The organism is Variovorax sp. VNK109 (assembly GCF_049445855.1).
In the GTDB taxonomy this organism is placed as follows: domain Bacteria; phylum Pseudomonadota; class Gammaproteobacteria; order Burkholderiales; family Burkholderiaceae_C; genus JAGOCV01.
Genome location: NZ_JBMSDV010000001.1, coordinates 31,987 through 54,886, shown reverse-complemented (window position 1 = coordinate 54,886; position 22,900 = coordinate 31,987). Strand labels below are relative to the sequence as shown.

Annotated in this window: 21 protein-coding genes; 8 read left to right on the top strand and 13 right to left on the bottom strand. The window is 65.3% G+C overall.

Annotation, left to right across the window (positions count from 1 at the left end; genetic code table 11):
* Nucleotides 1-2 precede the first annotated feature (2 nt).
* From ACO2Q9_RS00250 to ACO2Q9_RS00220, 7 genes are all read left to right on the top strand, one after another.
* Nucleotides 3-950 (top strand): Gfo/Idh/MocA family oxidoreductase, encoded by a 948-nt coding sequence (locus ACO2Q9_RS00250; RefSeq protein WP_423307120.1) that lies wholly within the window; start codon nucleotides 3-5, stop codon nucleotides 948-950.
* Between the two features lie 157 nt (nucleotides 951-1,107).
* A complete protein-coding gene (locus ACO2Q9_RS00245) occupies nucleotides 1,108-1,497 on the top strand; it encodes a GIY-YIG nuclease family protein (protein ID WP_423307118.1) in 390 nt (129 codons plus the stop codon).
* A complete protein-coding gene (locus tag ACO2Q9_RS00240) occupies nucleotides 1,494-1,922 on the top strand; it encodes a hypothetical protein (protein ID WP_423307116.1) in 429 nt (142 codons plus the stop codon). The genes ACO2Q9_RS00245 and ACO2Q9_RS00240 overlap by 4 nt, the downstream gene beginning before the upstream one ends.
* A complete protein-coding gene (locus ACO2Q9_RS00235) occupies nucleotides 1,919-2,395 on the top strand; it encodes a hypothetical protein (RefSeq protein ID WP_423307114.1) in 477 nt (158 codons plus the stop codon). Before ACO2Q9_RS00240 ends, ACO2Q9_RS00235 begins: the two co-directional genes overlap by 4 nt.
* 30 nt (nucleotides 2,396-2,425) lie before the next feature.
* Nucleotides 2,426-3,433, top strand: coding sequence for an aldo/keto reductase (locus ACO2Q9_RS00230; protein ID WP_423307112.1), 1,008 nt, complete (start codon nucleotides 2,426-2,428; stop codon nucleotides 3,431-3,433).
* A gap of 57 nt (nucleotides 3,434-3,490) precedes the next feature.
* Nucleotides 3,491-3,730: an AbrB/MazE/SpoVT family DNA-binding domain-containing protein gene (locus ACO2Q9_RS00225; RefSeq protein WP_423307110.1), complete on the top strand. Its 240-nt coding sequence runs from the start codon at nucleotides 3,491-3,493 to the stop codon at nucleotides 3,728-3,730.
* 8 nt (nucleotides 3,731-3,738) lie between these two features.
* Nucleotides 3,739-4,155, top strand: coding sequence for a PIN domain-containing protein (locus tag ACO2Q9_RS00220; RefSeq protein ID WP_423307108.1), 417 nt, complete (start codon nucleotides 3,739-3,741; stop codon nucleotides 4,153-4,155).
* A 40-nt stretch (nucleotides 4,156-4,195) separates the two neighbouring features.
* On the opposite strand, the gene ACO2Q9_RS00215 is transcribed toward ACO2Q9_RS00220, so the two are convergent.
* From ACO2Q9_RS00215 to ACO2Q9_RS00175, 9 genes are all read right to left on the bottom strand, one after another.
* Nucleotides 4,196-5,101, bottom strand: coding sequence for a DMT family transporter (locus tag ACO2Q9_RS00215; RefSeq protein WP_423307106.1), 906 nt, complete (start codon nucleotides 5,099-5,101; stop codon nucleotides 4,196-4,198).
* A 12-nt stretch (nucleotides 5,102-5,113) separates the two neighbouring features.
* A complete protein-coding gene (locus ACO2Q9_RS00210; protein WP_423307104.1) occupies nucleotides 5,114-6,580 on the bottom strand; it encodes an N-acyl-D-amino-acid deacylase family protein in 1,467 nt (488 codons plus the stop codon).
* Between the two features lie 27 nt (nucleotides 6,581-6,607).
* Complete coding sequence (locus ACO2Q9_RS00205; RefSeq protein ID WP_423307102.1) at nucleotides 6,608-7,606, bottom strand: ABC transporter ATP-binding protein; 999 nt, start codon at nucleotides 7,604-7,606, stop codon at nucleotides 6,608-6,610.
* Complete coding sequence (locus tag ACO2Q9_RS00200) at nucleotides 7,603-8,634, bottom strand: ABC transporter ATP-binding protein (protein WP_423307100.1); 1,032 nt, start codon at nucleotides 8,632-8,634, stop codon at nucleotides 7,603-7,605. Before ACO2Q9_RS00200 ends, ACO2Q9_RS00205 begins: the two co-directional genes overlap by 4 nt.
* Before the next feature lie 2 nt (nucleotides 8,635-8,636).
* Nucleotides 8,637-9,530: an ABC transporter permease gene (locus ACO2Q9_RS00195; protein ID WP_423307098.1), complete on the bottom strand. Its 894-nt coding sequence runs from the start codon at nucleotides 9,528-9,530 to the stop codon at nucleotides 8,637-8,639.
* Between the two features lie 38 nt (nucleotides 9,531-9,568).
* Entirely contained in the window at nucleotides 9,569-10,504 is a 936-nt protein-coding gene (locus ACO2Q9_RS00190) for an ABC transporter permease (RefSeq protein WP_423307096.1), read from the bottom strand.
* Nucleotides 10,505-10,506: 2 nt separating this feature from the next.
* A complete protein-coding gene (locus tag ACO2Q9_RS00185) occupies nucleotides 10,507-12,090 on the bottom strand; it encodes an ABC transporter substrate-binding protein (protein WP_423307094.1) in 1,584 nt (527 codons plus the stop codon).
* A gap of 69 nt (nucleotides 12,091-12,159) precedes the next feature.
* Entirely contained in the window at nucleotides 12,160-13,605 is a 1,446-nt protein-coding gene (locus tag ACO2Q9_RS00180; protein ID WP_423307092.1) for a M81 family metallopeptidase, read from the bottom strand.
* A 28-nt stretch (nucleotides 13,606-13,633) separates the two neighbouring features.
* Complete coding sequence (locus ACO2Q9_RS00175; RefSeq protein ID WP_423307090.1) at nucleotides 13,634-14,788, bottom strand: NAD(P)/FAD-dependent oxidoreductase; 1,155 nt, start codon at nucleotides 14,786-14,788, stop codon at nucleotides 13,634-13,636.
* 221 nt (nucleotides 14,789-15,009) lie between these two features.
* Here ACO2Q9_RS00175 and ACO2Q9_RS00170 point away from each other — a divergent pair, with 221 nt between their 5' ends.
* The gene (locus ACO2Q9_RS00170) at nucleotides 15,010-15,726 is read left to right on the top strand and encodes a helix-turn-helix domain-containing protein (RefSeq protein WP_423307088.1); all 717 of its coding nucleotides are present in this window, start codon (nucleotides 15,010-15,012) and stop codon (nucleotides 15,724-15,726) included.
* Between the two features lie 24 nt (nucleotides 15,727-15,750).
* Here ACO2Q9_RS00170 and rpoD read toward each other — a convergent pair whose 3' ends face one another.
* From rpoD to ACO2Q9_RS00150, 4 genes are all read right to left on the bottom strand, one after another.
* The gene (gene rpoD / locus ACO2Q9_RS00165; protein ID WP_423307086.1) at nucleotides 15,751-18,114 is read right to left on the bottom strand and encodes an RNA polymerase sigma factor RpoD; all 2,364 of its coding nucleotides are present in this window, start codon (nucleotides 18,112-18,114) and stop codon (nucleotides 15,751-15,753) included.
* A 276-nt stretch (nucleotides 18,115-18,390) separates the two neighbouring features.
* On the bottom strand, nucleotides 18,391-20,214 hold the full coding sequence (dnaG, locus tag ACO2Q9_RS00160; RefSeq protein WP_423307084.1) for a DNA primase: 1,824 nt from the start codon (nucleotides 20,212-20,214) through the stop codon (nucleotides 18,391-18,393).
* A gap of 10 nt (nucleotides 20,215-20,224) precedes the next feature.
* Nucleotides 20,225-22,051 carry a gamma-glutamyltransferase gene (ggt, locus tag ACO2Q9_RS00155; protein WP_423307082.1) on the bottom strand — a complete coding sequence of 609 codons (1,827 nt, stop codon included), beginning with the start codon at nucleotides 22,049-22,051 and terminating at the stop codon, nucleotides 20,225-20,227.
* An 84-nt stretch (nucleotides 22,052-22,135) separates the two neighbouring features.
* Complete coding sequence (locus tag ACO2Q9_RS00150; RefSeq protein ID WP_423307080.1) at nucleotides 22,136-22,894, bottom strand: 3-hydroxyacyl-CoA dehydrogenase; 759 nt, start codon at nucleotides 22,892-22,894, stop codon at nucleotides 22,136-22,138.
* Between the last annotated feature and the right edge of the window lie 6 nt (nucleotides 22,895-22,900).

Here is a 22,900-nt window from a genome sequence, read left to right as displayed (position 1 = left end):
CCATGACCATCAAAGTAGCCCTCGCCGGCGCCGGCGCGTTCGGCATCAAGCATCTGGACGGCATCAGGAACATCAAGGACGTCGAAGTCATTTCGTTGATCGGTCGCGAACTCGACAAGACGAAGGAAGTCGCGGACAAGTACGGCATCAAGCACGTGACGACCGACCTCAACGAGAGCCTGAAGATCAAGGAGCTCGACGCCGTCATCCTGTGCACGCCAACGCAGATGCATGCTTCGCAGTCCATTGCCTGCCTGAACGCCGGCAAGCACGTGCAGGTGGAGATCCCGCTGTGCGACGTGCTCAAGGACGGCGAGGAAGTCGTCGCGCTGCAGAAGCAGACGGGCCTGGTTGCGATGTGCGGCCATACGCGTCGCTTCAATCCCAGCCACCAGTTCGTGCACAAGAAGATCAAGGCTGGCGAGTTCAACATCCAGCAGATGGACGTGCAGACGTATTTCTTCCGTCGCACCAACATGAATGCGCTGGGCCAGGCCCGCAGCTGGACCGACCACCTGCTATGGCACCACGCTGCGCATACGGTGGACCTGTTCGCCTACCAGGCCGGCAGCCCGATCGTGAAGGCCAATGCCGTGCAGGGTCCGATCCACCCGACACTCGGCATCGCGATGGACATGAGCATCCAGCTCAAGGCCGCCAACGGCGCGATCTGCACGCTGTCGCTCTCATTCAACAACGACGGCCCGCTCGGTACCTTCTTCCGCTACATCGGTGACACGGCGACATACATCGCCCGTTACGACGATCTGGTGAATGGCAAGGAAGAGAAGATCGATGTGAGCCAGGTCGATGTGTCGATGAACGGCATCGAACTGCAGGACCGCGAGTTCTTCGCCGCCATCCGCGAAGGCCGCGAGCCCAACGCGAGCGTGGCGCAGGTGCTGCCGTGCTATCAGGTACTGCACCAGCTGGAGCAGCAACTGGCGTAAAAACGGCCGGGCCTCTACAATTGCGGGCACAGGTGCTGAGGGGCGCCTGCCCGCTCAAGAGGCTCTCACCCTTGGATTCTTTCCAGTTCTGACAGACCGAGGTCTTCGTCACAGCCACCGCGCGGGACATGGCTGGCAACGAAACCAGGAGTCCGTCATGAATGACACCCTTGCATCCCTCGCGCTTTCGGGCGCTTCTCCTGCGGCTTTGCGCCGCGAACGCGTGCGCGACTACAAGCGCGCTTTTCCCTCGATGGGTATCTATGCGGTTCGGTGCACCGCGACAGGCGAGCTGTGGCTTGGCCGCAGCCGGAATGTCGAGGGCACGCTCAACCGAGTGCAGTTCGAATTGCGCCAGGGCGCTCCCCGCAACGTCCGTTTGCGTGAGGCCTGGCGCCAGCACGGCGTGGGCGCGTTCAGCTTCGAGGTCCTCGACCGTGTGAAGCAGCGCGTGGACCCGATGTTCGATTACGACGCCGAACTCGACACCTTGCTGCAGCTCTGGCTCGCCGAGTTCGGCGATGCGGTTGCGGGAGAACTCGCATGAAGGCCGGCACGCACACATCGTCCGCGCTCGCGTTCTGCCTCGCGCTCGATCTCGCGCATGCGCGCCTGCGCCGCAAACTCGATGAGGAATTGGGCACCCATCACGGGCTCGACATGAGTGATCTGGTGCTGTTACAGGTGTTGTCCGATGGCAGCCGCACGCCGGCACAACTGGAACACCCGCTCGGCAAGCGCGCTTCGCACGTGCTGCGGCAGGTACTGGCGCTGGAGAAGAGCGGCTGGGTCCGGCGCACGGTGGACGAGCGCGGTCAGCGCGCCATCGAACTGCGCCCGCCCGGGCGCCGTCTTCTCGGCGAAGGCATGGAGACCGCCGGCTGGATCTGCGAGCAGGCTCTCGCGGGCGCGCACGATGCGCAGGACCGGCTGACCGCGTTGTGCGAATGCCGCGCACTGGAGCTGCGTTGACGGCCGCGGTCGATGAGCTCAAGGTCCGCGCGCGCCTGCGCCTGAACGCGTTGCGCGAGGCAGGGCAGGACGCTCGGCTGCGCGACTGCCTGCATGACGTCGCGAGGCACGCCGGCTTCGTGCACTGGGAACACGCGCGCCGTGTGCTCTCGGGCGAAGCTTCGGCCGGCGACGACATGGGCAAGTTCTGGTGGGCACCGGCCTGCGCGGCCTACCTGAGCGAATGGCATGTCGACCTGCGGGTGGCGAAGCAGGGCCTGCGCGAAGGCGGGGCCGAACGCTTTCTGATGCCTTACCGGCGGCAGTTCGTCGTCGTGCCTGCAGGCTACGTTCGCGATCTGGGTATCGATCCAGCGTTGCCCGGCTGGGCAGCGCTCGACCGCGACCTCGTGGGTGGCTACGGCGGTGCGGTGTGGCAGGCGCTGTGCATGCAGCGACTGCGCGCGTCCATGGGGTCTTTCACCCGCGGTTAAATTCAATATCTGTTTCCCAGGAGTACATGCATGCAACAACGCACCATCGGTCCCTTCACTGTCAGCGCCATCGGCCTCGGATGCATGAGCCTGAGCGGTCAGAACTACGGCCCGGCGCCTGCCCCCGAAGAAGGTGCGCGCGTCCTGCACGCCGCGCTCGACAGCGGTGTGACACTGCTCGACACCGCAGCGCTTTACGGCTTCGGTGGCAGCGAGGAGCTGATGGGCCGTGCGATCAAAGGCCGCCGCCATGAATACACGCTGGCCAGCAAGGGCGGCATGGCAGGTGTGAGAGGCGAAGACGGCGTGATGCGGCGCGTGATCGACGGCCGGCCCGAAGCCATTCGCCGCAACTGCGAGGACAGCCTGCGGCGCTTGCAGACGGATGTGATCGACCTTTACTACCTGCACCGGTGGGACAAGAAAGTGCCCGTGGAGGACAGCGTCGGCGCGATGAGCGATCTGGTGCGTGCAGGCAAGGTGCGCGAGCTTGGTTTGAGTGAGGTGTCCGTGGCGACGCTGCGCAAGGCGCACGCGGTCCACCCGATCGTGGCTGTGCAGAGCGAATATTCGTTGTGGACGCGCAATCCCGAGATCGGCATGCTCGACGCGTGCCGCGAGATCGGCGCCGCGTTCGTTGCCTTCAGTCCGCTTGCGCGGCAATTCCTTACAGGAAAGCTGACCGACGTGTCCGGCTTCGCCAAGGGCGACATCCGTTCGCCGATGCCGCGCTTTTCCCCGGAGAACCATGCGCGCAACCTGAAGCTGCTGCCGCCATATCTGTCGCTCGCTGAAGAGGCCGGTTGTACGCCAGCGCAACTGGCCATCGCCTGGCTGCTGCACAAGGCGCCGCATATCGTGCCGATCCCGGGTACGGGCAACGTTGCGCACCTGCACGACAATCTGGGGGCCGATGCCGTGAAGCTGTCTCCGGCACTGCTGCCGCGGCTGGAGTCACTGATCAACCAATCCACCGTCGCCGGCCACCGGTATGCGGATCAGGCGCGTGGCGAGGTCGATACGGAAGATTTCGCCTGACAATGCTTCACGATTGCCGAATTGCAGAAATTCTGCAATTCGGCGAAAATCGGACCCATGCAAGCCACTCTCACGATCACCAGTCGCGGCGTCGTCACGCTGCCGGCCAAGCTTCGCCAGGCTATGGGCTTCAAGGCGGACGATCATCTGATCGCAGAAACCACGCCTGAAGGCCTGCTGCTTCGTCCGGCGATCACGCTTCCCATCGAGATTTATTCGGAGTCCCGTGTGCGTGAATTCGATACGGCGGAGGCAGAACTCGCCGCCACGCTTGCCCGGAAAAAGCAGAGGCGCTGACGCTTCCGATGCGGATCTTTCTGGATGCCAACGTGCTGTTTTCGGCGGCACGGTCCGATGGCGCAATTCGCGAACTGCTGAGGTTGTTGATCGAGGGCAATCATCAATTGATGGCCGACACTTATGTCACGACCGAGGCCGCCCGAAACATTGCGGCCAAGGCTCCGCACGCCGTCGGTGATCTCGATCAGTTGCTGACGATTGTCTCTGTGCAGGGCTTGCTGCGCAGGCCTGCAGATGCGGAGAGCGGGCTTCTCGAATGGTTGCACGAAAAGGACCGCCCAGTTCTTCTTGCGGCGATGGCTCTCCACTGCAATGTGCTGGTGACGGGGGACAAGACACACTTTGGTCCCGGTTACGGGCGCACCTTCGGTGGGGTGACGATTCATTCACCAGCCATGCTGGCCGAGGCCTTGCTGACTTAGGCGCACCGGCAAAAGCAGCTGGCTCGCAGACCTTGCAGCGTCAGTCCGTCGCAGTTTCCAGCACCGCATCGCTGCGCCGCGCCCGCTCGCTGTGCAGCAGGTAGATGCCCGCCGCGACCAGCAGCGCGATCCCGATCCATGCCATCGTGTTCGGGATGTCGCCCCAGATGAAATAGCCCAGGACGAGGGCGAACAGCAGCGCCGCATACCGGAACGGCGCGATGACGCTCATCTCACCCGCGCGCAGGCTGACGATGAGCATGTAGAACGCGCCGCTCACGCAGGCACCGGCAGCGGCCAGCAGGCCGACATGCTGCAGTGTCAGCGGCTTCCATTCCTGGAAGAGCGCCACGCCGCCGGAAAACAGCGTGAGCCCGATGGCCGATGCGATGGCCACCACGATGGTCGGCACACCTGAAGTGATGAACCGGGTGATGAAGTCGCGCGTGGCGTAGAGCAGCATCGCACCCACACACAGCACGGAATAGGCATTGAAGCTCGCTGCAGCCGGCTGCACAATGAGCAGAACGCCGGCGAAGCCGCCGAACACCGCGAGCCATCGGGTCGGCGCGACATGCTCCTTGAGGAACAGCACCGCGAACAGCGTGATGACCAGTGGCGTCGCCATGTTGATGGCCGTCGCGTTGGCCAGCGGCATATGGAAGAGCGCGGTGAGGTAGGCAGTCGAAGCGCATGCCTCCACCACCGAACGCATGATCACCTTCCGGTCCTTCAACCCGGAGAAGTCGCGCGCGAGACCGAATACGCGCGCAACGAACACCAGCATCAGCACCGCACAGACGCCGCGCAGGAAGATGGTCTGCCCACCCCCGAGCGTCTGACCGAGGTACTTGACGATGGCGTCGTTGACCACGAAGAATGCGATGGAGATCAGCATCGCCGTGATGCCGCGGCGGTTGGCGGCGCGTTGCGAGAGTACGGACATGACGTCCGCATCTTACTTCGCAGGTGCTGCAACAGCCGGTGTGCGTGTCACCACCTGACCGGGCCGTGCGCCCGTGTGCCCACCGCTTTGCCACGCAATCGTGCCGTTCACGATCACGGTGTCGATGCCTTCTGCCGGGGTCGTCGGCTTCGCGTAGGTGGCCGAGTCCTTGATGGTCGCTGCGTCGAAGATCACGACGTCGGCATGGTGGCCGACCTTGAGCGTGCTGCGTTTGTCCAGGCCGAAGTTGCGTGCGGTCAGGCCTGTCATCTTCCACACCGCGGTCTCCAGCGGGAACAGGCCGACATCGCGCGCGTAGTGCCCGAGCACGCGCGGGAAGGTGCCCCACAGGCGCGGGTGCGGGCTTTCGCCGACGGGGATACCGTCGGAGCCGATCATGGTTTCGTCGAACGCGAGGATGCGCTGCACATCGTTCTCGTCCATCAGGAAATAGATGGCACTGCCCGGTTGCAGCCGGCGCGCGGCCTCGTCTTTCTCCACACCCCATTCGGCGGCGATGTCGTCGAGGTCGCGGCCCGCGCATTCGGGGTGCGGCACGCTGGAGGCGATGAGCACGCGGCCGTCGAGCATGCCGCGATCGGTGCGGATCATGGTCGAACCCGCTGTGTACGGATAGCAGTCGAGCGACACGCACTGGTGCTTCATCGTTTCCTGGATGAAGGGCAGTGTGACGGCGGACTTGCCGAAGTTCGGTGAGTTCTGCACCTTGTGGTGCGACACGACGACAGGGATGTCCAGCTCGCGCCCGATGCGGAAGGTTTCCTCCAGCGACTCCATCACCTTGCCGGATTCGTCGCGCATGTGCGTCACGTACAGCGCGTTGCGCGCAGTGAGGGGCCGGCCGATCTCGATGATCTCCTCCGTGGTCGCCTTCACTGCCGGTGGGTAGAACGTGCCGGTGGACATGCCGATGGCGCCTGCATCGAGCGCTTCCTGCACCAGCGCCTGCATCGCGGCGATTTCTTCCGGCGTGGCTTCGCGGTCGAGTGATTCCATCGTCACCGCGCGCAGCGTCGAGTGGCCCACCATGGCCGCCACGTTGACGGTCGAGGGCGTGTTGCGCAGTGCTTCGAGGTAGGCGGCAAAGGTGGTGAAGCGTTCTTCCGGTGGCGCTTCCAGCAGGTTGAGCGGCATGGGCAGATCCATGTCGCGCCGCAGCGGAGCGGCGCTGATGCCGCAGTTGCCGGCGATGACCGTGGTCACGCCCTGCGAGACCTTGAACGACATGTCGGCCTGCGAGAGCACGGCGGCGTCATCGTGCGTGTGCGAGTCGATGAAGCCGGGTGCGACGATGAGGCCCGTGGCATCGATCGTCTGGTCCGCGGTGTGACCGGCCAGCTTGCCGATGGCAGCGATGCGGCCATTGACGATGCCCACGTCGGCGTCGAAGCGGGGTGCCTTGGTGCCGTCGATGACGGTGCCGCCCAGGATGAGCAGGTCGTAGTGGGTCGTGGTCATGGTCGTGTCAGTGCGTTCAACGAAAACTCAACGGAAGTGGCAGGCCACCCAATGCTCGCGACGCGGCAGGCTGTCGTCGTCATCCAGCGTCCGCGCGGTCAGCGCGGGCTGCTGTTCCTTGCAGATGGGTTGCGCCAGCGGACAGCGCGTGTGGAAGCGGCAGCCGCTGGGCGGATTGGCGGGACTCGGCGGATCGCCCTGCAGCAGGATGCGCTTTGCCGGCGTGCGCGGATTGGGCACCGGCACAGCCGACAGCAGGATCTCGGTGTACGGGTGGCGCGGCGCCGAGAACAGTGTCTCGCGGTCGGCCACTTCGACGATGTGACCGAGGTACATCACCGCCACGCGGTGGCTGATGTGGCGGACCACGGCGAGATCGTGCGCGACGAACAGGTAGGCGATGCCGAATTCCTCTTGCAGGTCCATCAGCAGGTTGACCACCTGCGCCTGCACCGACACGTCCAGTGCGGAAACGGGCTCGTCGCAGACGATGAGCTTGGGGTTGAGCGCGAGTGCGCGCGCGATGCCCAGCCGCTGGCGCTGTCCGCCCGAAAATTCATGCGGGTACTTCTTCGTGGCCTCGGGGCGCAGGCCGACCTTGGAGAACAGCCATTGCACGCGCTCCTTGCGCTCGGCGCTGCTGCCCAAGCCGAAATTCTTCAGCGGCTCGGCGACGATGTCACCGGCCGACAGGCGCGGGTTCAGCGAGGCGTACGGATCCTGGAAGATGATCTGCAGGTCGCGACGGCGAAGACGCATCTGTTCGTTGTCCAGCGAAAGCAGCTCCTCGCCTTCGAGCTTCACCGAGCCTGACGTCGGCTCGACGAGGCGCATGACGGACTTGGCCGTGGTCGTCTTGCCGCAACCGGATTCGCCGACGAGCGACAGCGTCTCGCCACGTGCGACGCTGAACGACACGCCATCCACGGCCTGGATCGGCGGACGTGATTTCGACAGCCACTTGCGCGGTGTCGTGTAGTGCTTCTTCAACTGGTCGACGACCAGCAGTGTGTTCTTGCTGCTCATGCGGGTTGCGCCTCCGTGCCACTGGAGGTGTTCATGCCGAGACGGCCTTCCTCGATGGCGAAGCAGGCAACGGCATGGCCTCCTCCACCGGCGGCAATGAGCTGCGGTGTTTCGGCGCGGCAGCGCTCCTGCGCGTAGTTGCAGCGCGCGGCGAATGCACAGCCTTTGCCGACTTCATGCGGTGCTGGCACCAGGCCGGGAATCTCCGAGAGGCGACGTGCGTGGCTGTTCATGGCCGGCATCGATGCCATGAGCGCACGTGTGTAAGGATGCTGGGGCGCATCGAACAGGTCGGTCACGTCCGCTTCCTCGACCTTGCGGCCTGCATACATGACGACGACGCGGTCGCAACTCTCTGCCACCACGCCCAGGTCATGCGTGATCATGATGACGCCCATGCCGAGCTTGTGCTGCAACTGCTTGATGAGGTCGAGGATCTGCGCCTGGATGGTCACGTCCAGCGCCGTGGTGGGTTCATCGGCGATCAGCAGTTCGGGGTTGCAGGCGAGGGCGAGCGCGATCATCACGCGCTGGCGCATGCCGCCCGAGAGCTGGTGCGGGTATTCGCTGGCGCGGCGTTCGGGTTCGGGTATCTGCACGAGACGCAGCATCTCCACGGCGCGTTCCATGGCGACGCTGCGGCTGGCCTTCTGGTGCAGTTGTACGGCTTCGGCAATCTGCCGACCGACGCTGAGCACCGGGTTCAGCGATGTCATCGGCTCCTGGAAGATCATCGAGATTCGGTTGCCGCGGATCTTGCGCATTTCCTTCTCGCTGAGCGCCAGCAGGTTCGTGCCTCGGTAGCGGACGGCGCCCACGTGCCGGCCCGGCGGCGCGGGCACGAGGCGCAGGATGGAAAGCGCCGTCACGCTCTTGCCGCAGCCCGATTCACCGACGATGCCCAGTGTCTGGCCGGCCCGAACGGTGAACGAGACGCCGTCGACCGAGCGCACGGTGCCGGCGAGCGTGTCGAAGTGGGTCTTGAGCCCATCGACTTCCAGCAGTGGTGTCGTGATTTCGGCATTCATGGTCACAGCTGCCTTGCGAGTCGCGGGTCGAGCGCATCGCGCAGGCCGTCACCCAGCATGTTGATGGCCAATACGGTGGCGGCGAGCAGCACGCCGGGGTAGAGGATGTTGTGGAAGGCAATGGCCACGTAGTTGCGGCCCTCGGCCATCATGTTGCCCCAGCTCGGCGTCTGGGCGGGCACGCCGACACCCAGGAACGAGAGCGAGGCTTCGATCAGCACGGCCGAAGCCGCGACGAACGTGGCCTGCACGACCAGCGGTGCCAGCATGTTGGGCAGCACGTGCCGCCACAGGATGACCGGCAGCCGCGTGCCCACGGCGTGCGCGGCTTCCACATAGAGCTGCTCGCGCAACGTAAGCGCGAGCGAGCGCACGAGCCGCACCACACGCGGGATCTCCGGAACGGTGATGGCGACAACGACAGTCAGCAGGCTGGCCCGCGTGACGGCCATCAGCGCGATGGCCAGCAGGATGCCGGGGATCGCCATCAGCCCGTCCATCACGCGCATGACCGGACCGTCGGCCCAGCGCACGAAGCCGGCCGTGAGGCCGAGCAGCACGCCGAAGAAGGTGGCGAGGACCGCGACGGAGAGTGCCACGATCATCGAGACGCGGCCACCCCACACCACGCGGCTGAACACGTCCCGGCCCTGCGCGTCGGTGCCGAAGTAATGCTCGGCCGAGGAATTCTGCAGGCGCACCATGGGGTCGATGTCCTGCGGGTCGTGCGTGGCGATCCACGGCGCGGCGATGGACAGCGCGACCACGACGAGCAGCAGCAACGCGCCCAGGATGAGCGTGGGGTTCTTGCGCAGCCAGCGCCAGCGGCGGCGCGGTGGCGCCGCGGCTTCGGCGATGGCCTCTGCGGTGGATACGGTCGGGGACGCAGTGGTCATGTATGGGGCGTCGTTGGTCAGTGGCTTCCGTTGGCTTTTCAGTACCGGATGCGCGGGTCGAACAGGCGGTAGCTCAGGTCGATGAGCAGGTTGATCAGCACATAGACCCCAGCCGAGATGAGCAGCACGCTCTGGATGACCGGGTAGTCGTGCCGCTGCACCGAGTCGATGACGAGGCGGCCGACACCGGGCAAGGCGAACACGGTTTCGGTGACGACCACGCCGCCGATCAGCAGTGCAATGCCCACGCCCACCGTCGTGGCGATGGGAATGGCCGCATTGCGCAGCGCGTGGCCGAGCACGGGCAGAACGCCGAGGCCTTTGGCGCGTGCAGTGCGGATGTAGTCTTCCTGCAGCACTTCGAGCACGGTGGCGCGCGTCATGCGCGTGATGAGCGCGATGTACACCAGCGCGAGGTTGATGCACGGCAATGCGAGGCTCATCAACCACGGCACGACGCCGTCGCGGATGTGCACGTAGCCCTGCACCGGAAACCAGCCGAGGTGGATGGAGAAGGTGTAGATCAGGAGGTAGCCGATGAGGAACACCGGCACCGAGAACGCAAGCACGGCGAACAGCATCACGAGGCGGTCGATCCAGGTGCCGGCGCGGTAGGCAGCCAGCGTGCCCAGCGGCACGGCCACGAGCAGCGTGAGTCCCATGGTGATGATGGCGACCGAGAGCGTCGGCTCCAGCCGCTGCGCCAGCAGTTGCGACACCGGCACCTGTGTGAAGATGGACGTGCCCAGGTCGCCCGTGAGCAGGCGGCCCAGCCAGATCAGGAACTGCGTCACAAGCGGCTTGTCCAGGCCGAGCGCGACACGCAGCTTGGCGATGTCGTCCTCGGTGGCGAGGTCGCCGGCGATCAGCGCGGCCGGGTCGCCCGGCGACAGGTGGATCAGCAGGAACACCACCACCGCCACGACCCCCATCACTGGAAGCGTGGAGAGCAGGCGGCGGAGGATGTAGCCCATGATTACTTGCTCAACATCCAGACCAGCGGCAGGCCGCCCCAGAGCTTTTCCGCGCCCTTGACTTCCTTGCGTGTGGCGATGGCGGGCGAGTACTGGCCGACGCTGATGTACGGCAGCGCTTCGTAGGCACGACGCTGGAAGGCGTCGAGCGCTTCCTTGCGCTTGGCGGCAGGGGCCTTGAGCCAGGCGATGCGCAGCTCGTCGAGTTCCTTGTCACAAGGCCAGCCGGGCAGGCCGTTGCCGCAGGAGGCGCTGAGATAGGCGTTGGTGATCGGCGAATCTGCGTCGAAGCCGCCTGCCACTGTCACGTACATGTTCCAGCCGCCGGCGTCGGGTGCGTCGCGCTTTGCGCGACGGCCGCCGATGGTGGCCCAGTCGGACACCTGCATGTCCACGTTCATGCCGATGCTGCGCAGCGTCTGCGCGGCCATCAGGCCTTCGGCGTTGAGGTAGGTCACGTCGCTGGGCACCAGCAGCACGACCTTCTCTCCCTTGTAGCCGGCTTCGGCCAGCATCTGCCTGGCCTTGGCGACGTCGGGCGTGCGGTAGGGCTCGGCACCGGCAGAGGTGTCGTTGGCGCTGCCGCAGACGAAGAACGTGGCGCAGTAGGTGACGCGCATGTCCAGCGGGTAACCCATGGCCGCCATGAAGCGTTCCTGGTTCACGGCCTTCAGCACGGCCTGGCGCACTTTCGGGTTGTTGAACGGCGGGTGTAACTGGTTCATCACCATCCAGCCCTGCCATGCACCGGACGCCTTCACCGAGACGTTCGGGTCGGTGCGCAGCGTGTTGATGTAGTCGGCGGGCACCTGCTCGACGTAGTCCACCTCACCCTTGCGCAGCGCAGCGATGGCGCTGTTGGAGTCGGGCAGGTAGAGCCATTCGACGCGATCGAACGCGCTCTTCTTGCCGCCGGCGAGCACGTTGGGTGCTTCGTTGCGCGGCACGTAGTGCGGATTCTTCACGAACACCACCTTGTTGCCGGGCACCCATTCGTCGCGCTTGAACATGAACGGGCCAGAGCCCATCACTTCGGTGAGCGGCGAGGTGGTCGGCATCTTGGCCAGGCGCTCGGGCATGACGACAGGCGGAAAGCCCGACGGTTTGGACATGCCTTCGAGCACCAGGCCGAAGGGCTCCTTGAGCGTGAGCGTGAAGGTGGTGGCGTCCACGGCCTTCCACTCGGCGGCCGAGATCGTGGTCATGGCGCGGCCGATGCTGTCGCGCGCGGTCCAGCGCTGCATCGAGGCCACGGCGTCGGCTGAGGTGACGGCGCTGCCGTCGGAGAACTTCAGTCCGGGGCGCAGCGTGAAGGTCCACAGCTTGCCGTCCTTGGACGTCGTGTACTTGTCCACCATCTGCGGCTTGGGCACGCCCTTGTCGTCCAGGCCGAAGAGCATGTCGTAGACCATGTAGCCGAAATTGCGCGTGATGTACGCGGTGGTGAAGGTCGGGTCCAGGATCTTCACATCTGCGTGTGCGACGACCTTGAGGGTCTTGGCCTGCGCCATGGCGGGCAGGCTGGCCATGCCGACGGCAGAGCCGAGCAGCAGTGAGGCGAGGGCGGCGAGCGTGCGTCGTTTCATCTTCGGATCTCCAGTCAGTAGGGATGGAACAGGGGTGGAAACTCAGGTGCTTGAGGTGGTTCAGGTGCTTCAGGTGCGCAGGGGCCACTTGGGATGGCGGATCTTCCTGTACGGCAGCGTCGTCAGGTCCAGCGTCACCGCGCCGGGTGCCGCGGCATAGATGACGTGCTTGCTGACTTTCGAGAAGGACGCGTAGAAGTGCTGTGACGACTTCACCACGATGATCTTCTTCGCAGCGAGGTCGCAACCGAGACCGGTGAACAGGTCGGTGCCCATCGCCTGGTTGCGCAGTGTGCAAAGCACGATCTCGATGCCGCTGTATTCGATGAGCGCGCAGTCGCCCATGGCCGTGGGCGCATTGGACAGGCCGGTCTGCACGAGTTCGTGCCTGAGCGCCTTGACGGTGCAATCCAGGTCGAGCGGCTCACCCGAAAGCGGCCCGATCTTGCCGCCGACGCGCAGCGGCAGCCGCGCACCTTCGCCGGCTTCGAAAGCGATGCGCACGGCCACGGGGTCCCAGATGGGGCCGAGTGCCACGTTCCCGACGCCGCGCTCGATCATGCGGCGCAGGATGAAGGTGGAGTCGCTCGCTGCGCCGCCGCCGGGGTTGTCTGCGCCGTCGGAAATGATGACCGGGCCGCCGTCGAAGCCGAGTGCTTCGTCCAGCGCTTCGTCGATGGCGGGGTAGCGCACGGCCAGGGCTTCGCGCATGCCGATCAGTTCGTCAGCGAGTTGCCGCGCGAGTTTGTTCGCCGCATCGGCGTTGCCGTCGGTGTACACAAGCACCTTGGTGCCCATCTCCGGCACGTCGCCCCAGGCGAACCCGTGTGCGATGGAGATGGACAGCACGCCGTCCTTGCCTTCCATCGACTGGATGCGGTCGACGAAGGCCCGCGCCGGATTGCGCGAGGTGTGCATGGTCACGATCATCTCGCAATCGACCATTGCCGCAACCGGCCGGATGCGCTTTTCGACCATGGCTGCGCAGAGGTCGACGACCTCGTACGCACGCTCGAGCACGTCGGTGTGCGGATATTCCTTGTAGGCGATCAGCAGGTCGGCGTTGTCCACCATCGCGGGGGTCAAGTGGCTGTGCGGGTCGAGTTCGGCGCCTACGACGATGTCCGGGCCGACGAGATGGCGCACACGTGTGAGCAGGTCACCTTCGCAGTCGTCATAGCCGTCGGCCACCATGGCGCCATGCAGGCCGAGCACAACCATGTCCACCGGCAAGGCTTTGCGCAGGTCTTCGAGCAGTTCGTCGCGCAAAGCCTCGTAGGTCTGGCGTGTGGTGGTGCCGCTGGGTTGCGCGCCTGCGACCAGGCCCTCCACCAGATCCCAACCCTTTTCCGCACCGCGTTTGCGCGCGGCCCACAGCGGGCCGGCGAAATAGAAAAGGTGGTCGGGGTGCGTGCCCGCAGGGTAGTAGCCACGGTCCTTGAACGAGGCCATGCCGGTCGGCATGGGCCCGAAGGTGTTGGTTTCGGTGGCGAGGGATCCGCTGAAAACGCGCATGTGGGCTGCTCTCGTGGTCTGTGTTCTGTCAGGCGGCGACGGCCTGCTTCGCCCGGACGGCCAGGCGTTGCGGGCCGAGCATGTCGCTCGTCAGGCCGAACGATGCAATGCGTTCGGGAATCGGCAGGCCGCGTGCGAGTGCCGCGCAGGCCTCACCCATGGCTGCCGAGGTCTGGATGCCGTAGCCGCCTTGTGCCGCGACCCAGAAGAAGCCGGGCACGTCGGGGTCGAAGCCGCCGACGAGATCACCGTCTTCCACGAAGGAGCGCAGCCCGGCCCAGATGCGCGTGGGGCGGCGGATGGTGAGCGTCGTCATCTCCTCGATGCGATGGATCGCGAGCGCGATGTCCATCTCTTCGGGCTGGATGTCCTGCGGGTCCACCGGGTCGGCATTGGCGGGCGAGCCGAGCAGCATGCCGGCATCGGGTTTGAAGTACCAGTCCTCGCCCACGCTCGCGGCCATGGGCCAGTGCGCGCTCGCGATGCCTTCGGGCGGCGTGAAGATGAAGGCCGACCGGCGTTTCGGTTGCAGGCCGATGCGCGGCACGCCGGCCAGCATGGCAACGGCGTCGGCCCATGCGCCTGCGGCGTTGAGCACCACGGGGGCCTGGTAGGTCTGGCCGCCGGCTTGCACGTTCCAGACACCGTCGTTGCGCGAAAGCGCGGTGACTTCAGCGTTGCAGACAAGCGTCCCGCCCGCGCGGCGCACGCCACGCAGGTAACCCTGGTGGATGGAATGCACGTCCATGTCGGCGGCGTCGGGTTCGAGCACGGCACCCAGCAGCTTTTCCTTGCGCAGCACGGGCACGAGCTCGCAGGTGCCTGCCGCGTCGAGCAGTCGCGCGCGCGGCGTCATGGCGCGCAGGATGTCCCAATGCTCGGCCAGACCTTCGTCCTGCCCCAGCGATGCGACCATCATCGCGCCGCGCGGCGAAAGCAGGGGGTGCTCGGTGAAGCCCTCGGGGGGTTCGGAAAGGAAGGCGCGACTGGCCATGGTGAGCGCGCGCACCTGCTGCGTGCCATAGCTTTCCATGAACAGCGCGGCGGAGCGGCCCGTCGAGTGATAGCCCGGTTGCGACTCACGCTCCAGCAGCACGACACGCCCATGCGGCGCGAGCCAGTAGCCCACCGAAGCGGCTGCGATGCCGCCGCCGATGACGATGAAGTCTGCTGTATGGATCATGGGGTCGTGCTGTTCATTTGCGATGCAGTCTATGTACAAATTTGCAGATATGCAAATTTATTGCTGGACTTCCCTTGTCGGATTCGTGTTCAATGATGGTGCAATTTGCGTTTACGCAATTCAGGGATTTTGCGGATATGCAACTTCCACGCCAGCATTGCTGGCAGAATTCTTGCGTTACAAGGTCATGAAAAAGTATGGCGAGTAGAAGCAGGACATCCATGAATGCCAGGAAGGCGGGCGGCAATGCGCCGCAGGACGCCCTTGCGTCGCACACGCTCGACCGCGTGACATTCGGCAAACGCCTGCGCGCGGCGCGCAAGCAGTTCGGCTGGACGCTTGCCGAAGTGGCTGAGCAATCTGGCGTATCGATCACCACCATCTCGCGCGCCGAGCGCGGCCAGCTCGCGCTGAGCTACGAAAAATTCTCGGCACTGGGCCGCGCCTTGCGCATGGACATGGGCGCAATGTTCTCGGAGGCTGGCGCCCAGACCACGGCGCTGGACAGGCCTGTCGTCACGCGCTCGGGCGAGGGTGTGCACTACCGCGGCCTCGCGTTCTCGTACGAATTCCTGGGTACGCAGGCTGTGGGCAAGCAGATGAGCCCCATCCTCGGAACGGTGCATGCGCGCACGATCAACGGGCCCGAGGACTATGCGCGCCACGAGGGCGAGGAGTTCGTCTACATCCTGAGCGGGGCGGTCGAAGTGCACTTCGAGACCGGCGAAGTGGTGAAGCTGTCACGTGGAGACTCGCTGTACTTCGACAGCCGCATCGCCCACGCGTACATCAGTGTCAGCCGTCAACTGGCGCGCACCATCGGTGCGTGCACCAGCGAGAGCAACCTCATGCGCCGCGCGCGCGAGAACGAAGTGCGCAAGGTGACAAAAAAAACGCCCCGTGCCGCAAGGGCCGGGGCGTCGTCGCGCAAGGGCTGAGCGGGGTCGAAACCCCGCGACCGCTTACAGCGTGTCGATGAAGCTGCGCAGCTTGTCGCTGCGGCTGGGGTGCTTGAGCTTGCGCAGCGCCTTGGCTTCTATTTGACGGATGCGCTCGCGCGTCACGTCGAACTGCTTGCCCACTTCTTCCAGCGTATGGTCGGTGCTCATCTCGATGCCGAAGCGCATGCGCAGCACCTTGGCTTCGCGCGGCGTGAGCGAGTCGAGGATGTCCTTCACCACGTCGCGCAGACCGGCCTGCATGGCGGCCTCGATCGGCGCGGTGTTGCCGGTGTCCTCGATGAAATCGCCCAGGTGCGAATCGTCGTCGTCGCCGATGGGTGTCTCCATCGAGATCGGCTCCTTCGCGATCTTCATGATCTTGCGGATCTTGTCCTCGGGAATTTCCATCTTGGCGGCCAGGATGCCGGCGTCCGGCTCGAAGCCGAATTCCTGTAAGTGCTGGCGCGAGATGCGGTTCATCTTGTTGATCGTCTCGATCATGTGCACAGGGATGCGGATGGTGCGGGCCTGGTCGGCGATCGAGCGGGTGATGGCCTGGCGGATCCACCACGTGGCGTACGTGGAGAACTTGTAGCCGCGGCGGTATTCGAACTTGTCGACCGCCTTCATCAGGCCGATGTTGCCTTCCTGGATCAGGTCCAGGAACTGCAGGCCGCGGTTGGTGTACTTCTTGGCGATGGAGATCACGAGGCGCAGGTTGGCCTCGATCATTTCCTTCTTCGCGTCGCGCGAGTTGGACTCGCCCTGGTTCATGCGCTTGTTGATGTCCTTGAGCTCGCCCAGCGGCACGACCACCTGCGACTGCAGGTCGATCAGCTTCTGCTGCAGTTCCTGCACCGGCGGGATGTTGCGGGTCATCACCGCGCTCCAGGGCTTGCCGGCGGCGGCCTGCTTCTCGACCCACTTGAGGTTCAGCAGGTTGGGCGGGAAGTCCTTGATGAACACGTCCTGCGGCATGCCGCACTTGTCCACGATGATGCGGCGCAGCTCGCGCTCCTTCTTGCGCACGTCTTCGACCTGTGCGCGCACCATGTCGCACAGCTTCTCGATGGTGCGGGCGGTGAAGCGGATGGTCATCAGCTCTTCGGACAGGGCGTGCTGGGCCTTCTGGTAGGCCGGCGTGCCGTAGCCTTCCTTGTCGTAGATCTTGTGGACTTTCTCGAACAGGCCTGCGATGCGGTCGAACCGCTCCAGCGCCTCGCGCTTGAGTTCCTCGAGTTTCTTGGTCAGCGCCTTGGAGCCGCCGTTGCCGTCATCGTCGTCGTCCTCGTCGAACTCGTCGAAGTCTTCCTCGGCCACGTAGTCGTCGGCCTCGTTCGGGTTGGAGAAGCCGTCCACCACGGTGGAGATGACGACCTTGCCTTCACGGATTTCGGCCGCCATGCGCAGGATCTCGGCGATGGTGGCGGGCGATGCGGAGATCGCTTCCATCATGGCCTGCAGTCCGCCTTCGATGCGCTTGGCGATCTCGATTTCGCCTTCGCGCGTGAGCAGCTCGACCGTGCCCATTTCGCGCATGTACATGCGCACCGGGTCGGTGGTGCGGCCGAATTCGCTGTCCACGGTGGACAGGGCGGCTTCGGCTTCTTCCTCGGCTTCTTCCACCGTGGTGGCGGTGGGGGCCGTGTTGTTCAGCAGCAGCGTCTCGGCATCAGGCGTCTGCTCGTACACCGCCACGCCCAGGTCGTTCAGCATCGTGACCACGACTTCCATGGTCTCGTTGTCGACCAGTTTGTCGGGCAAGTGGTCGGAGATTTCGCCCTGCGTCAGGTAGCCGCGCGTCTTGCCCAGCGTGATCAGCGTCTTCAGGCGCTGGCGGCGCTTGGCCATGTCTTCTTCGGACAGGATGGTTTCGTCCAGGCCGAATTCCTTCATCAAGGCGCGTTCCTTCGCCTTGCTGATCTTCATGCGCAGCGGCTTGACCTTCTCGGCCGTCTCGGCAACTGGCTCCTCGGCGAATTCAGCCTCGATATCGGACAGGTCGGTGTCGTCTTCAGCCTTGACAGCGCCTGCGGCGGCCTTGGGCTTGCGGCCGCGCTTGGCACCGGTGGCGGCCTTGGGCGGGGTGTCCTTCTCGGCCGCAGCGGCCTTCGGGGGCCGGCCCGGCTTCTTTTTGGCAGGGGCGTCCGATGCGGCGGGGGCGGCAACGGGTTTCTTGAGTTCTTCCTTGGCGGCGGTCTTGGCGACGGGCTTGGTGGGCACTGGCGAGGCTTTCGTGACGGGCTTGGCCGTTGCCTTGGCAGCAGTTTTGACTGCCTTCGGGGCAGCTTTGGCTGTTGCCGGCTTGGCGGCCGGTTTGGATACGGTTTTTGCAACGGGCTTCGCGACGGGCTTGGACGGCTTCCCGGACTTTTGAACAGGCATAGAACCTCTTGGCTTCAAAACGGACACAAAGAAACTGGCAGGCGCGCCACGAAATCCCGGCGCGGGTGGTGAGGGCGGACCTCAGGGGCAAGATGGGTGGGCGAACATTTGGTGTGCAGTCCTTGCGGGGAGGGTGGCCGGTCGTGCGCGTTGGCATCAGTGGGCCGGATCCGGAGGTGCTGCTGTCGCTCTTGCCGGTAGCAAACCGTACATTATAGCGTCAGGCTGCAATTTCAAGCCGTCTTTTCGCCATTTTTTCCGCTCCAGACCGCAGCTTCAGGCCGCAGGACCCACCTTGTCCTCGGCGATCAGTTCGCGCAGCCGGGCGTAGGCCTCGGGGTCGCTCGCCGCGCGGCGTGACAAGTCGGCTTTTTCCTCGTCCCGCAAGCGCTTGCGTTCCATCTGGAGGATGCGCTGGAGTTCACCCGGGTCATTCTCGATCTGCTCGAATACTTTCGAGATCTGGGTCACGGCGTGGTTTTCAAGCGCATGACCCTGCAGGGCCTGTTGCAATTCGGCCCAGGGCAAGGGCCCGTGTTCCTGCACCTGGCTGTCCAGCCAGGCGAACAGCGGGCCGTGCGGCGGGGCCAGGTCGCAGAGCAGTTGGTGGTCGTCGTGGCCGAGCGCGGCCCAGGCGGCGGAATCCATGAAGACGATCTGCAATGCGCGGTCGGCGCGGCCGGGCGGCAGGGTGCGTGTGGCGCGGCGGGGCGTGGTGTAGCCCGCAGAGCTGGCGGGAGTGCCATTCCAGCCACCGCCTGAACGGTTGCCTCCCGTGCGTCCCGTCGAGGTTTTCTGGCCCCACAGCGAGGCGAGTTCGGATGCATCGAGTTGCGCCAGTTGTGCGATTTCGCCCAGCATCTGCCGCTTGAGTGCGCCGTCGGGCAATTGCATCCAGAGCGGCCGGGCATTGCTCGCCATGTGCGCGCGGCCTTCTGCGGTCGTCAGGTCGCAGCCTTCGCGCGCCGAGTCCACCAGGAAGCGGCTGAGCGGCGTGGCCTCGCTCACATAGCGAGAGAATGCATCGGCGCCGAATTCGCGGATGTAACTGTCCGGGTCGTGCTCGGCGGGAAGGAAGAGGAATTTCACGGTGCGCGTGTCCTGCGCATAGGGCAGGGCACCGTCCAGCGCCTTGCGTGCGGCGCGACGACCGGCGGCGTCGCCGTCGAAGCTGAAGACCACCGAATCCGTGAAGCGGAAGAGTTTCTGCACGTGATCCGTCGTGCAGGCCGTGCCGAGAGTGGCGACGGCGTGCGGAAAACCGAGCTGCGCCAGCGCCACCACGTCCATGTAGCCTTCCGTGACGAGCACGTAGCCAGCATCGCGGATCGCTTCGCGCGCCTCGAACAGGCCGTAGAGTTCGCGGCCCTTGCTGAAGACCGGCGTCTCCGGCGAGTTGAGGTACTTGGGCTTCTCGTCGCCCAGCACGCGGCCGCCAAAGCCGATGCACTCACCCTTGATGTTGCGGATGGGGAACATCACACGATCGCGGAAGCGGTCGTAGCGTTTCTCATCGCTGCCGCCCTCGTCTTCATTCGTGATGACGAGTCCGCTTTCGACCAGCAACGGGTCGGCGTAGTCGGGGAACACGCTGGCCAGGGCGCGCCAGCCCTCGGGTGCGTAGCCGAGGCCGAAGCGCCTGGCAATTTCGCCCGACACGCCGCGGCGCTTGAAGTAGTCGATGGCCCGTGGCGAGTTCTTCAGGTTCTTGCGGAAGGCCTCGCCGGCCTTCTCGAGCACGTCGAAGAGCGTGGCCTGCTTTTGCCGTTGCTCGGCGGCGCGTGCGCGATCGGCGGGGGAAGCGTCGTCTTCCGGCACCTGCATGCCGTATTGCTGGGCCAGGTCGTGCACGGCCTCGACGAAGGTCGAGCCCGTGTGCTCCATCAGGAAGCTGATGGCGTCGCCGTGCTTTCCGCAGCCGAAGCAGTGATAGAACTGCTTGGTGGGGCTGACCGAAAACGAAGGCGACTTCTCGCCGTGGAAGGGGCACAGCCCCATGAAATTGGCCCCACCCTTCTTGAGCTGTACATGGCGGCCGACGATTTCCACCACGTCGGCGCGTGCGAGCAGCTCCTGGACGAAGGTTTGCGGGATGGCCATCCGGGGATTATCAGTCCCCCAGAACCACCCCTTCACGGCGCGGGTCGGCCCCGCCGAAGTAGCCCGAAGGCGTCTTCTGGATGGCCTGCAGGCCGCTGGTCATGTTCTGCTCGCGCACTTCGTGGCCGCGCGCGCGTAGCGCTTCCGCCGTTGCGGACGGGAAGCGCCTTTCCTCCAGCAGCGTCGGCCCGTTGTTGGAACCGAAATTCGGCAGGTTGATCGCCTGTTGCGCGTTCATGCCCCAGTTGAGCGTGCCGTACAGCGTCTTGGCCGTGTAGTGGATGATCAGCGCGCCGCCGGGGCTTCCGCCGCTCATGACGAGCTGGCCGCTGCCCTTGTCGAACACCAGCGTGGGCGCCATCGACGAGCGCGGGCGTTTGCCCGGCTGCACGCGGTTCGCGACCGGCTTGCCTTCGGCATCGGTAGGCGCGAAGCTGAAATCGGTGAGTTCGTTGTTGAGCAGGAAGCCACCGGACACGCCCGCCTTGCCGACCATCTGGCGCGCGCCGAACTGGTCCTCGATGGTCGTCGTCATCGCAATCGCGTTGCCTGCGTCATCCACGATGCTGATGTGCGAGGTGCCGTATTCGGGCTGGTCGGGCATCGGGGCGTAGCTCACCTGCGTCGCGCCGGGCGTGCCGGGCCTGGCGAGTCTCATGCTCTGCGCGCCGATCATGCGGGCGCGCTGCGCGAGGTAGCCGGGGTCGAGCAGGCTCATCCAGTTGCCGGACGGCGGCTGCACGAAGTCCGGATCGCCAAGGTACTGCGCGCGGTCGGCGAAGGCCAGCCGCGCGGCTTCGGTGTAGAGATGCAGCCATTCCGCGCTGGGCACCTTGCCGGCGGGGCTGGCCACGCCATCGGCAAGGGGCAGCGTGGCGGCATTCGTGTTGTTCAGGATGCCCAGGATCTGCCCGACGGCGATCGCGCCCGAACTCGGTGGCGGCATGCCGCAGATGCGGTAGTCATGCCCGCTTGCCTTGTAGTCGTGGCAAATGGGCACGCGCTTCTTCGGCTGGTAGTTGGCCAGGTCGGCCAGCGTCATCTTGCCGGGGTTGGTCGGGTGGCCCTGCACCTTGGCGACAATGGCCTGCGCCACTTCGCCCTCATGCAGGCCGCGCGAGCCTTCGGCGGCGATCTTCCTCAGCACTTCGGCGAATGCCGGGTTGCGCAGGCTCACGCCCACGTCGCGCGGCGCGCCGTCGGACTTGAAGAAATAGGCGGCGGCAACCGGGTCCTTCTTCAGGTGGGCGTCGGCCGTCACCAGTGTGTTCAGCCGTGCGCTGACTTTGAAACCGCCTTCCGCAAGCGTGATGGCCGGCTGGAACAGCGTGGACCACGGCAGCTTGCCGTATTGCCTGTGCGCCATCTCGAGCATGCGCACCGCGCCGGGCACACCGACCGAGCGGCCGCCGACCACGCCATCGTAGAAGGCCATGGGTTTGCCATCGGGCAGCAGGAAGAGCTTTTCGTCTGCGGCGGCGGGGGCCGTTTCGCGGCCGTCGAACGCTTCCACGTCCTTGCCGTTGTAGTGCAGAAGGAACGCGCCGCCACCGATGCCGCTGGATTGCGGCTCCACCAGTGCCAGCACCATCTGCACGGCGATGGCTGCGTCGATGGCCGAGCCGCCGGCCTTGAGGATCTGGTAGCCCGCGTCGGTCGCCAGCGGGTTGGCCGCGGCGACCGCGAACTTCCTCGTTGCCCAGCCGGGCTTCTCGGTGTAGCCCGAGGCGCCTTCCGGCTGCGCGGGAACGGTGTAGTTGAAGCCGGGGGCCTGGGTGGCGCAACCGGCAACGAGCAGTGCGGTGGCCAGCGCGACGATGTTGGTCCTGGTCTTCATGCGGTCTCCTTCGATGAAGTCGCTGGTCACGGCATGCCTCGGGGCCGACGGCTGGCGGCAGCGCCGTCAGGGCCCCTCATCGGCTCAGCGTGGTGCCAGGCGGATCGCGCCGTCGAGGCGGATCACCTCGCCGTTGAGCATGTCGTTCTCGATGATGTGCTTCGCCAGCTTCGCGTAGTCCTCGGGGGTACCCAGGCGGGACGGGAAGGGCACGCCGGCGGCCAGCGCGTCCTGCACTTCCTTGGGCATGCCGAACAGCATGGGCGTGCCGAAGATGCCGGGGGCGATGGTCATGTTGCGGATGCCGTTGCGGGCCAGGTCGCGCGCGATGGGCAGCGTCATGCCGACCACCCCGCCCTTGGACGCGCTGTAGGCCGCCTGGCCGATCTGGCCGTCATAGGCCGCGACGGATGCGGTGGAAATCAGCACGCCGCGCTCGCCCGTGCTTTCAGGTTCGTTCTTGCTCATGGCGTCGGCCGCCAGGCGGATCATGTTGAAGCTGCCCACCAGGTTGACCATGATGGTCTTGGTGTACACGGCCAGCGCGTGCGGGCCGTTCTTGCCCACTGTCTTCTCGGCCGGCGCGATGCCCGCGCAATTGACCAGACCCGCCAGCTTGCCCAGCGACACGGCCTTGGCGACCACGGCCTGGCCGTCGGCCTCGTTGCTCACGTCGCATTTGACGAAGGCACCCCCGATGTCCTTTGCCACCGCTTCGCCTTTTTCGGCCTGCATGTCGGCGATGACGACGGTGCCGCCATTGGCAGCCAGCATGCGTGCCGTGCCTTCGCCCAGGCCCGACGCGCCGCCGGTGACGATGAAGACCTTGCCCTTGATGTCCATGAGAGT